General features: G+C 45.4%; 12 protein-coding genes. 9 read left to right on the top strand and 3 right to left on the bottom strand.

Annotated elements, in window-relative coordinates:
- The 9 genes from GX089_09030 to thiH form a co-directional block, all read left to right on the top strand.
- Positions 1–564, top strand: a 564-nt coding sequence (locus tag GX089_09030; protein ID NLP02624.1) for an ABC transporter ATP-binding protein, incomplete at its 5' end; no start/stop codon positions are given.
- The gene (locus tag GX089_09025) at positions 551–1735 is read left to right on the top strand and encodes a hypothetical protein (GenBank protein NLP02623.1); all 1185 of its coding nucleotides are present in this window, start codon (positions 551–553) and stop codon (positions 1733–1735) included. The genes GX089_09030 and GX089_09025, both read left to right, overlap by 14 nt.
- 66 nt (positions 1736–1801) lie before the next feature.
- On the top strand, positions 1802–2881 hold the full coding sequence (locus tag GX089_09020) for an NAD-dependent epimerase/dehydratase family protein (GenBank protein NLP02622.1): 1080 nt from the start codon (positions 1802–1804) through the stop codon (positions 2879–2881).
- Between the two features lie 158 nt (positions 2882–3039).
- Complete coding sequence (locus tag GX089_09015) at positions 3040–3477, top strand: RrF2 family transcriptional regulator (GenBank protein ID NLP02621.1); 438 nt, start codon at positions 3040–3042, stop codon at positions 3475–3477.
- Between the two features lie 199 nt (positions 3478–3676).
- On the top strand, positions 3677–4570 hold the full coding sequence (locus GX089_09010) for a homoserine O-succinyltransferase (protein NLP02620.1): 894 nt from the start codon (positions 3677–3679) through the stop codon (positions 4568–4570).
- A 13-nt stretch (positions 4571–4583) separates the two neighbouring features.
- Positions 4584–5510 carry a serine acetyltransferase gene (locus GX089_09005; GenBank protein ID NLP02619.1) on the top strand — a complete coding sequence of 309 codons (927 nt, stop codon included), beginning with the start codon at positions 4584–4586 and terminating at the stop codon, positions 5508–5510.
- 1 nt (position 5511) lies between these two features.
- A complete protein-coding gene (thiS, locus tag GX089_09000) occupies positions 5512–5718 on the top strand; it encodes a sulfur carrier protein ThiS (GenBank protein NLP02618.1) in 207 nt (68 codons plus the stop codon).
- A 2-nt stretch (positions 5719–5720) separates the two neighbouring features.
- On the top strand, positions 5721–6491 hold the full coding sequence (locus GX089_08995) for a thiazole synthase (protein NLP02617.1): 771 nt from the start codon (positions 5721–5723) through the stop codon (positions 6489–6491).
- A gap of 11 nt (positions 6492–6502) precedes the next feature.
- The gene (thiH, locus tag GX089_08990; protein ID NLP02616.1) at positions 6503–7615 is read left to right on the top strand and encodes a 2-iminoacetate synthase ThiH; all 1113 of its coding nucleotides are present in this window, start codon (positions 6503–6505) and stop codon (positions 7613–7615) included.
- 203 nt (positions 7616–7818) lie between these two features.
- Here thiH and GX089_08985 read toward each other — a convergent pair whose 3' ends face one another.
- From GX089_08985 to GX089_08975, 3 genes are all read right to left on the bottom strand, one after another.
- Positions 7819–8739 carry a flippase-like domain-containing protein gene (locus GX089_08985; protein NLP02615.1) on the bottom strand — a complete coding sequence of 307 codons (921 nt, stop codon included), beginning with the start codon at positions 8737–8739 and terminating at the stop codon, positions 7819–7821.
- A gap of 17 nt (positions 8740–8756) precedes the next feature.
- On the bottom strand, positions 8757–9644 hold the full coding sequence (locus GX089_08980; GenBank protein ID NLP02614.1) for a hypothetical protein: 888 nt from the start codon (positions 9642–9644) through the stop codon (positions 8757–8759).
- Between the two features lie 374 nt (positions 9645–10018).
- Positions 10019–10570, bottom strand: a complete 552-nt coding sequence (locus tag GX089_08975) for a hypothetical protein (GenBank protein ID NLP02613.1) — start codon at positions 10568–10570, stop codon at positions 10019–10021.
- Positions 10571–10896 lie beyond the last annotated feature (326 nt).

Raw genomic sequence — 10896 nt, 5'->3', positions numbered from 1 at the left:
CCTTCAGGCTCGGGGAAAAGTACTCTCCTGAATCTGATCGGAGGACTGGACTCTCCTACAAGCGGCAAAGTGATTATCGACGGGACAAGTCTTGACACACTATCAGGCAGCAGGCTAATAGAATTCAGACTTTACAATATCGGATTTGTCTTTCAGGCGTACAATCTTGTCCCTGTCCTGACTGCCCTGGAAAATATTGAATTTATAATGCTGCTTCAGAAGAGAGACAAGGCTGAACGACGCAGGCGTGCGATGGAGCTTCTTTCCGCGGTCGGACTTGCCGAACGTGCAAACCATCGTCCGGTACAGCTTTCCGGCGGAGAGCAGCAGAGAGTGGCTGTGGCTCGTGCACTTGCTTCCAGGCCTAAATTTGTGCTTGCTGATGAGCCGACGGCCAATCTCGATTCACATTCCGCCGAGAACCTTCTAGACATGATGGCTGAATTGAACCGGAAAATGGGGACCACGTTTGTTTTTTCAACGCATGATGAGCGTGTAATCAGACGTGCACGCAGGGTGGTTACTTTACGAGATGGAATGATAACGGGTGATGAGAAAAAATAGGACCCTCTCCATTGTGATTTTCATTCTCTGGCTGTCAATTGATGCTGCCGGATTACCCTTATGGTTTCCCGGAAAGGCTAATACCGATTTCGGGGGTTATGTAAAGGAGATTCCATTTATCGAGATCTCTCCCGGTGAGGGTGAAGAGGATGCGTTTAATCTGGTCCATTTCAGGGCGAATGCCAAATATTACCCTTTTGACTTTTTGAGTATCGAGGCATCAGGAAGGCTCAGGCTGTTTTCCGGCAGATTTTTCCCGGACAGTCTTTCCGGTGTTGTGGAATCGTTGGCAGAAAGGGAGAGAGGGTATGTGGATCTTGAGAAAGTCTGGCCTTCTTTGCTTTTCGGAGAGATCGATCGTGCTTTTCTTGCAATTTCCACAGGAAACCTTTCGATTACTCTGGGACGTCAAAGAATAAACTGGGGAACAAGCTTTATCTGGAATCCTAATGACTGGTACAATACCTATAATTTTCTTGACTTTGATTACCAGGAGCGCCCTGGAACTGATGCTCTGCGAATTCAGTACTACACCGGTGTGACATCTGTAGCCGAAATAGCTCTTCAGGCCGCAAAAGAACAGAAAGACAGAACATTGGCGGCAATGTACCGCTTTAACATCTTCAGCTATGATCTACAGTTTCAGGGGGGACTTTTCGGTAATGATGCTGCAGCGGGATTTTCCTGGGCTGGGCAGATAGGGGGAGCGGGATTCAGGGGAGAGGCGGCTTTTTATTATCCGGTTATCAATGTTGAAAGCTGGAATGAGTATATAAAAACAGTGGCTGTGATGTCGGTTGACTATACATTCCCCAAATCTCTTTTTCTGCACCTGGAAGCTCTTTACAATAGATATGGAACACGGGGCGATATTCTGGTTTCTGCAGCTTATATAGATAACATTTCCGCTAAAAACCTTCTCCCATCGAGATTCGGTCTGTTCGGGGAAGTCTCTTACATGTTCACCCCGCTCCTGACCGGCAGCTTTGCCGCATCGATGAATCCCGATGACCTTTCTTTTTATCTGGCACCCGGGATACAGTGGTCTATTTTCCAGAATCTGGATTTTTCCGCTGTAGCTCAACTCTTTTTTGGTGACGATTTTACTCTTTACGGTGATGATTCCAATCACCTGCTTGCCTTTACTTTCAGGTGGTCATTTGGATCTTAAATACTGAGTGAGTATTACATACTCAGCTCCGGATATTGCTTTTACACCCATAACTGAAATTATAAAATGACAAGTAACCATAACAGAGAAGAAACATTAACTATAATCGGCTGCGGCGGTTTTGTGGGTTCACATCTTCTGGAGAGGATTCTCAGTACTACCGGGTTATTTGTTTACGGTTTTGACATCGATTTCCACAAAATAGAACACCTTCTGGGAAATTCCAGGTTTGAGTTCCGAAAAACAGATATACATGACCGGTCTGTTACAGAGTGCATTTCAAAAAGTAGTACGGCAATTGCTCTGGCTGCGCATTGTAATCCATCTCTTTACAACACAGTTCCTCTGGAGGTGATAGATTCCAACTTGACAGCTTATCTCAATCTGCTTAAATACTGCTGCGGGCATAAAAACAGGCTGATTTATTTTTCAACCTCCGAAGTTTATGGAAAAACAGCAACTGCTGCGGTTGGAGAGCCTGGGAGTGATGAGAGAGAAAGGCTCAGAGAGGACAGCAGTCCTCTGATACTTGGCCCGGTCAGAGCCCAGAGATGGAGTTATGCAGCATCCAGGCAGATGATGGAACGGATGATTTACGCTTATGGATTCGAGAAAGGGCTGGATTATACCATAATCCGGCCTTTCAATTTGATCGGCCCCGGAATGGATTATCTGCCGGGAGTGGATGGAGAGGGGATTCCGGGGGTGTTTGCCTGTTTTATGGAAGCGCTTCTTAAAGGTAAACCACTGAGACTGGTTGGTGGAGGAGTAAACAGAAGATGCTTTACATTTATAGATGATGCTGTTGATGCTGTGATGGCAGTGCTCAGGATGCCGCTTGAATCGAACCGAGAAATATTCAACATCGGCAATCCGAAGAATGAAATCACGATCAGGGATCTTGCAACTCTGATGATAAGAATTTATAAAGAGATTCGTCCCGAGCTCTCAGGGAAACTCTACGATATTAAGCATGTCAATCCGGTTGATTTCTACGGTCCTGGGTATGAGGACTCAGGCAGGCGCTTGCCTGACATAAGCAAGGCTTTTCAGAAGCTGAAGTGGGTTCCGAAAACAAGGCTTGAGGATGCGCTGCGGATAACCATAAAGGCTTATATTGATCAGTATGAAAACAAACTATTATAATCTTTCTGCATAATTTTCCAGGGTGCCGGGGCTGCTCTGGATTCCTGCATTTCTACTGAACCGGGATAAAAGGATGTATCGTGCACTAATCAAATTGGAGTGAGGGGTGAATTTTTAGTATTTTTACTATGTTGATCAACATTCAGATTGGGAGGATAATGAGGCTTTCTACAAAATCTCGTTATGGATTGAGAGCGATTCTGGAGATAGCAAAGAGTTACGGTTTTGGCCCGGCTAAAAGGAAAGATATCGCAACCAGACAGGGAATATCTGATTCTTACCTTGAAAACATTCTAATAGTGCTGAAAAATAGAAAGATAATTGAGACTACCCGCGGGGTTAATGGCGGATATGTGTTGTGCAGGGAACCTGGCAGTATTTCGGTGCTAGAGGTAGTAGAGACACTTGAGGGTCCACTTGATGTTGTGGAATGTGTTTCTGCAATTGATGCTTGCGAAAAAGCTGAGATTTGTTCTGCCAGAACAGTATGGAAAGAGCTTTCAGATACATGGAAGAGTGTGCTGGGGAAACTCTCTTTGCAGGACCTTCTTGACCGGGAGCAGCAGGCAACAGGTGTTTCCAATTATTCTATATAATTGCGCAGAAACAAAGTGCAGGGACAAAATGAGTCCTTTTTCCGGAAATTGGTACGAGTTTTCTTTTGATCAGGGTTGTTAAGTAAGAGTTTTAATGTATATGACGGCAATAAAATATTTATTTTTTAGATGATTTAGATCTGAGCCAGGGTTTGGCATTACTTCAGGCTGTATTCTCATCTAATAAAGGCAAGTAGTAATGACTATTGTTCTTCCCAAAGATTACCATTGCAAAAGTGCACTGGAAAAAAGCAGAATACTTTGCATAGATAACGATCAGGCACTGAAAGAGGATATCCGTGCGCTTCGCATAGGGATTTTAAACATAATGCCCAAAGCTGAATCTTACGAATTCAGTCTTCTTCATCCGCTTGGTCGCTCTATCATGCAGATTGAGCCAGTCTGGATAAAGCTCCGGACACATCAGTACACAAGCAGTGATTCGTCGCATCTGGAGAAGCTGTATGTGACTTTTGAGGAGGCGGTCGATAAGAATCACCTCGATGGCCTGATTGTTACCGGGGCTCCGGTTGAGGAGATTCCTTTTGAGGAGGTTAACTACTGGGGAGAGATAAAGCGGATACTGAGGTATGCCCGCAACAATATAGCTTCCACACTGGGAATCTGCTGGGGCGGGCTGGCACTTGCAAAATGCATGGATATGGAGAAATTTGTTTTTCCGGAGAAGGTTTTCGGGGTCTACGAGACTGTCAATCTTGACAGAAATCACCCTGTAACTGGAGAGATGGACGATAAATTCTGGTGTGCTCAGAGCAGGCATGCAGGGATTCCCGATGAGGTGTTGGAGCAGGAGCATGGTAAAGGCAATGTTTTATTACTTGCGTATGCAAAGGGTGCCGGTTATACTATTTTTGAGAGTTCCGACCATCGCTTCCTGATTCACCTGGGACATCCTGAATATGAGCCCTCACGTCTTGTGGAAGAGTACCTTCGTGATAAGAACAAAGGTCGTACCAATGTAAAACCACCATTGAATATTGACCTGGAAAATCCGGTGAACACGTGGCGTTCTCACCGCATGGAGTTTTTCTCCCAGTGGATCAAATACATTCATGAGACAACAACCTATTGAAAGTGCGGATAAAATGGAAATTTCCCGATGGATGGACAGCAGGCTCCCTGAGGTGGTGAGGTCGCTGGAGGAGAATATCAGACCTTCTATTGATCTCAGGTACGAGGATGGTCTTGACCTGGCGGGAAGAAATGAAATCTACGAGATACTCGATGAGATTCTTGCAGTGTTGTTTCCGGGTAGTTTCAGCAGGGAGAAAATCGGCAGGGATGAGGTAAATTTTTTTCTGACAGATGCTTTGAGGCATATCAGTTTCAGGCTGGGCAGGCATATCCGTGAGGTTTTCAAATTTCGCTGCAAACTTGATAATTGCGAAACCTGCAATTGTGAACGACGGGCCAACGATGCTCTGATACATCTTATTGAGTCTCTGCCTTCAATCAGGGCTGTATTGATGGAGGATATTCAGGCTGCCTTTGATGGCGATCCGGCGGCTCAGTATATCGATGAAATAATACTGAGTTACCCCTGTGTGGAAGCAATAGCGACATACAGAATCGCTCATCTGCTTTATGAACTGGAGGTTCCGATTATCCCCCGGATAATGTCTGAACGAGCCCATTCCACTACAGGTATCGATATTCATCCGGGCGCGGTCATAGGTCCGGGTTTTTTTATCGATCACGGGACTGGAGTTGTCATAGGGGAAACATGCAGAATCGGGAAAAATGTCAAGATCTACCAGGGAGTGACCCTGGGCGCGCTTTCTCCTTTTGACAAAGAAGGTATACCGCTGAAAGGAAAGAAGAGACACCCTGATATCGAGGATGATGTTATTATATATGCTAATGCAACGATTCTGGGTGGTAATACTGTGATCGGAAAAGGTGCTGTTATTGGCGGAAATACCTGGATAATAAAATCGGTTCCGCCTGGTGCTCATATCTATAACAAGGTCAAAAACGGCGAGAAAACAGATACGCCGGACAGGGATAACTGAAATGAGTATCCGGATTGTTTTGAATGGTACTTCCCAGGATGTTACAGCCGGAATGTCTGTTCTTGAGTTCCTTCAGAGCCGCTCTATCGATCCCTCTCACGTTGTAGTGGAAGTAAACAGATCGATTGTCAATCGAGACCAGTTCGCAAATTGCAGGTTTAAGGATAATGACACGGTAGAGATCCTGCGTTTTGTGGGCGGAGGATGAGAATGAAAGATGAACTGGTGATAGCAGGTATTCCTGTGCGTTCCCGCCTTATAACAGGCTCGGGAAAATACAGAGATGAGAGTATAATAAAAGATGTTCTGGAGGCAGCACAGTGTGATATTATCACAATCGCTCTGCGCCGCATAGACTTTGACAACCCTTCGGAAAATATTCTGAAAAACGTTCCTTCCGGTAAGCATCTGCTTCCCAATACATCCGGTGCTCGTACTGCAGAGGAGGCTGTCAGAATTGCACGTCTGGCACGTGCGATGAAGTGTGGAAACTGGATAAAGATAGAAGTAATAAACGATCAGAAGTATCTGCTTCCTGATAACCATGAGACAATCCTTGCTACAGAAACTCTTTCAAAAGAGGGTTTTGTGGTTTTTCCCTACATGACACCTGATCTTTCAGCAGCCCGCAGGATGGTTGATGCGGGAGCTGCGGCAGTGATGCCTCTGGGTGCGCCGATTGGCAGCAACCGGGGGCTGCAGACAAGAGAACTTCTGGAGATAATGATATCTGAAATTGACATACCAGTCATAGTGGATGCCGGAATCGGAAAACCCTCACATGCAACCGAGGCGATGGAGATGGGGGCAGATGCGGTTCTTCTGAACACTGCGATTGCATCGAGTGATGATCCAGTTTCTATGGCCAGAGCATTCAGACTGGCAGTGGAGGCGGGGAGGACAGCGTATCTGGCGGGCATGCCCGGAGAGTCAAGGACTGCGCGTGCATCTTCTCCTCTAACCGGTTTTCTTGATAGTTGACAGGCTTCCAGATGTCCTTTACTGAGATTATTGCAAAGTACGAAAACTTCGATTTCAATTCCTGGTGTGAAGAGACTACCGAGCAAAAGGTAAAACATATCCTTTCAGCAAAGTATATCTCGGAGCTTGATTTCCTGGCTCTGCTCTCTCCTGCAGCCGCAGGGTGCCTGGAGGAGATGGCTGTAAAAGCGAGGGAGCTTACACTCAAGCGCTTCGGCAGTACGGTGATCATCTTTACTCCGCTCTATATCTCAAATTACTGCTGCAACACATGCCCTTACTGCTCTTTTGCCGGGCAGCACCGGATAAAGCGTAGACATCTTTCCATAGATGAAATAAGAACTGAGGCAGAGGCTATAGCGGATCTGGGAATCCGCCACATACTGCTTCTTACCGGAGAATCGAGGGAAAAGGCTTCGATTGAATATCTTGAAGCAGCGGTAAATGTGCTTAGAAAAAAATTTTCATCCATAAGCATAGAAGTTTACCCCTTGACAGAGCAGGAATACGGCAGGGTTATCGATGCTGGTGTGGACGGGCTCACTATTTATCAGGAGACATATAATATTCCCAGTTATAAAGAGCTTCACAGGAGAGGTCCAAAGAGTGATTACGAGTTCCGGCTCCTTGCTCCTGAACGTGGTTGCAGAAAGGGGATGCGGCAGGTGACTGTGGGTGCCCTTCTGGGGCTTTACGACTGGCATTCAGAGGCTTTTTTTACGGGACTTCATGCAGCTTATTTACAAAAGCAGTTCCCGTCAGTTGAGGTTTCAGTCTCTTTTCCCCGCCTCCGTCCACTGGCAGGAGATTTTGAAGTGCAGTATCCGGTAGACGACCGCAGGTTTGTGCAGATAATGACAGCTACCCGTATTTTTCTCAATTCTGCCGGAATTACTTTGTCAACCCGGGAATCACGTGAGTTTCGCAACGCGATTCTTCCATTGGGGGTCACAAAAATGTCCGCCGGGACATCGACTGCAGTGGGAGGGCATACCGAGAATCCATCTACTACCCAGTTTGAGATAGCTGACAGCAGGGGGGTGGAGCAGATGAAAAGGGACTTGCAGAACATGGGGTATCAGGCAGTGATGCATGACTGGAACAGGGGGTATTTGGCTGTTTAAAGATTAAGCCGTTAATTTGAAATTTTACCCGGAGTTGTCCTGTAATCTTTTTGCTTGCAGATGAATCTTTATTTAATCGCTTAAGACGCTTTTCACACCAGACGTGGGCATATTTCGTCATTTTTCAGGGCTTATCATGAAGATGCGGCTTGTCATCAGGTAACCAAATCCCGCATTGGTGAAGCAATCTCTATCCTCCACAGTTACAGCTGTTTTTTAATTAAGGCTGCATGCTGCATTGATGAGAGAATATTTCCCAGCCAGAAACTTCCGGGAAGGCTGGAGACAATCAACAGAACTCGTGTGAGTAGTGCAAGTCCCAGAGCCTGTGACTGGGTGGCACCGATAAAGGTGTACAGAGCAACGAATCCAATTTCCCGGACTCCATATCCGTTGATCGAGATGGGAAGCAGGGTAATAAAGTAGGTAATTCCAAGCACACCTGCGACCTTAACCAGAGTGACTTCCATACCCAGTCCTTTAGCAACTGTTAAAATTGCCAGAAGATATGAAAGTGCACTGCATAGAGAGAATACAAAGGCAAGGACCAGGTATCCCGGTTTTTTTTCCCAGAGCAAGAGTGCATTACGCAGTTCTGAAAGGATGCTTTTAAGCCTTTGAATCCACTTTTCGGGTAAAAAGGATTTGCTGCTGATCGGAGCTGCTATTGTAAAGGATGATGCGGTTGAAAGCAGAGATATGCTGAATGGCAGCAAACATGCCATAGAGCATACATTTGCCAGCCGGTCAACCACTATACTGGCTATTGCCTGGGTTTTATTGGAGACCAGAGCCGCAGACCCCATCATCCTGATTACATCACCACCGACTGTTGTCGGAAGGAAATTGGATGCAAAGAGCCCGGAAAACGAGAGACGGAAGGAATCCTTCCATGAGATCGGGAGTTTAAGACTTCTAAGGAGAATGGTCCAGCGCATTGCATTTATTAATTGTGAACCGATTATCAGGAACATTGCCAAACCGAGATGTATCACTCCGAGTTGGTTAAAATAAGTATGCATCTGCTTCCAGTCTTGTCTCCAGAGAAGCCAGATCAATAGTATTACAGAAAGCAGACTCCCTGCTTTACTTAACAGTCCAGGATGCGGATAGTTGTGTTTCATTTTTATTCCCGGATTAATCAGGCTTTCAGTGCCTCTTCTGCGCATGAAATCAAAGCGTCGATAAAGCTGTTTTGAGGAGTACGCTCCTTTGGCAGCACAAGCCGAAGGACAGGAGTTTTACACAAAAGCTCTTTGATAAGCTCACGTTCCTGCTCGCGCCATTTTTCCAGCCATCCGGAATGCCCCTGGGCTTCGAGCATAGCAGAGCAGATCTGAATGAAATACCGTGCTTCACCAAAATTCATGTCAAGTAGTTTTTCTACCCAGGAATCACCTTTTGCAGGTTCAAGGTATGGAGGCTGCCTGCCACTTCTCTCCAGGAGTAACAGAGCACTAGTTTGAGCTGTGTAAGCTGAAGAGTAACCAGGCCAGAGCCGGGTCATGCTGAGCCGTACAGGCCATTTTATTGCTCCTGTGGTTATGGCACGTATACGGCCGAAAAGTTCAAGCTGAAGGCGTTCGAAAAGAGACAGCCTGCCGGCGATTTCAGGTGTCCAGCGGAACTGGTCCCTGTAAAGATGAGAACGGGTCAGGTACGCCAGGCTTTGCACTCCTTTATCAATAAAAACATAATCATCGGAATGAAGCTGCCAGTCATTTCCACCCCTTGAGAGAATAAGACTGCTTGACATAGTTTTTCCTGTGCCGCCAGGGCCTGTCAGGATCAGGCTCCTGCCGTCTTTTACAACTGCAGCACCATGAAGTAGAAGAGTTCCGCTTTGGCTGGAGAGCAATCTGATTGCCGGATGGAGCATCATGTGATGTGCCATAGGCAGTGCAAACCAGTTACCGCTTGACTCAATGGTAAACTCGTTTTCTCGCCAGTTAAGCTTGTATTTCCAGCGGGCAAGCAGCTTATGAGAATATGAACTGGATATGCCGGGGGTGAGAATTTTTCCCCACATAAAAGATACTTTAGGCAGGGATGGAGAAAAATCCCCTTGATGAAAACCATATTCAGCTTTAAAAAATGACAAAGCAGTTAAATCAGGTGATTGTACCTGAACACCAATCCGATCATGAAAATTGAAAGTGGCGGTATGGTTCAAACCCTGTTTCCTTGATCAAAACTATGCAGCTTATTTCGGATTAGAAATTTGGAACTCCTGGCTGTTTCTGCTCATTGGCAGCAGATCATTGCTTTTGTTATAAGCAGCTTACCGGCAGCAAATAGAGTATTTTAGACTATACTATAATGCATGAGGAGGCGCAAGATAACTTGCTGTTTCCTTTTCCTGTATTAGCGGATTTAGGGCCGGAATATGGTTCAGTCCCATTACTATTGGGGCTGTTTTAAAAATCCAATACCTGCCAGGAATCCAAGAAGACTGACAAGCGAAATAAGAAATATCACGATTATAGAGATAGTGTTCCAGATTTTTTGCGGACGTTTATACCAATTAAAGAATGCAAAGGAGAAAAGAAAAGAGTACAACAGGCACTCGGGCAAACCGATAATGTGTTCTATAACAGGTAATTTGGTGTAAATGTATCCTTCGAAAGTCCCGGGTGCAGGTGCTTGTGGCGCGAAGATTGAGAATCCGGCTACAATTAAAAACAGTGTAACCCAGCCATTCTTTTCATTTATAATCACGTGTCTGATTCGATAAAGAATCAGTGCCATAAAGAAACCGTTTACTGATTGCAGTAATGGGCCAAGGGCAACCAAAGGAGATTCCCAGGGGCGCATTATCAGAGAAAGAGTTTCCGATTTCATCAATTCTTTATAGTTAAATAAAAGCTGTGCAAAAATTGCGGCAATAAAGTATGCGACCATGTGCATGGCAATAATCCGCCAGCAAAACAGTGGGAAAGGTAGTGATGCATTCATCTTTTCAGGCGTTTCCCCGGGTGGAGATTTCTAACACTGTTTCCTCCTGGTTTGGCATTACGAGTGACGGGATCTGGTTTTCCTGTTGTCATAATATAAATTGTTTCAGATGCCAACCTGTTTTCATAAAACTTACTTTCTTGTTTTTTAATAATCAGATCATGACAGGTGGCTGCATTTTTGATATGTGACCGGTAAAGGGTGTGCGGAATTTTTTGTGTAAACTGGTATATAGTGCAGGTGTATTTAATGCTACAAATAATATAACTGCATAGTTTATGTAATTGCAATAGTGTTTCCAATAATTGGAACCCTTCCCCCATGGG

The organism is Fibrobacter sp. (genome assembly GCA_012523595.1).
Lineage (GTDB): Bacteria > Fibrobacterota > Chitinivibrionia > Chitinivibrionales > Chitinispirillaceae > JAAYIG01.
The sequence above is the reverse complement of the archived record's forward strand: the minus strand, read 5'-3'. Positions and strand labels throughout refer to the sequence as shown.

What these genes read in the sequence shown, in the direction of transcription:
- GX089_08980 (NLP02614.1), bottom strand. Translation starts at nt 9,644, where the DNA reads ATGTGGGGAAAAATTCTCACCCCCGGCATATCCAGTTCATATTCTCAT.
- GX089_08975 (NLP02613.1), bottom strand. Translation starts at nt 10,570, where the DNA reads ATGAATGCATCACTACCTTTCCCACTGTTTTGCTGGCGGATTATTGCC.
- GX089_08995 (NLP02617.1), top strand. Translation starts at nt 5,721, where the DNA reads ATGAAAGATGAACTGGTGATAGCAGGTATTCCTGTGCGTTCCCGCCTT.
- GX089_08985 (NLP02615.1), bottom strand. Translation starts at nt 8,739, where the DNA reads ATGAAACACAACTATCCGCATCCTGGACTGTTAAGTAAAGCAGGGAGT.
- GX089_09015 (NLP02621.1), top strand. Translation starts at nt 3,040, where the DNA reads ATGAGGCTTTCTACAAAATCTCGTTATGGATTGAGAGCGATTCTGGAG.
- GX089_09020 (NLP02622.1), top strand. Translation starts at nt 1,802, where the DNA reads ATGACAAGTAACCATAACAGAGAAGAAACATTAACTATAATCGGCTGC.
- GX089_09010 (NLP02620.1), top strand. Translation starts at nt 3,677, where the DNA reads ATGACTATTGTTCTTCCCAAAGATTACCATTGCAAAAGTGCACTGGAA.
- GX089_09025 (NLP02623.1), top strand. Translation starts at nt 551, where the DNA reads ATGAGAAAAAATAGGACCCTCTCCATTGTGATTTTCATTCTCTGGCTG.
- GX089_09005 (NLP02619.1), top strand. Translation starts at nt 4,584, where the DNA reads ATGGAAATTTCCCGATGGATGGACAGCAGGCTCCCTGAGGTGGTGAGG.
- thiH (NLP02616.1), top strand. Translation starts at nt 6,503, where the DNA reads ATGTCCTTTACTGAGATTATTGCAAAGTACGAAAACTTCGATTTCAAT.
- thiS (NLP02618.1), top strand. Translation starts at nt 5,512, where the DNA reads ATGAGTATCCGGATTGTTTTGAATGGTACTTCCCAGGATGTTACAGCC.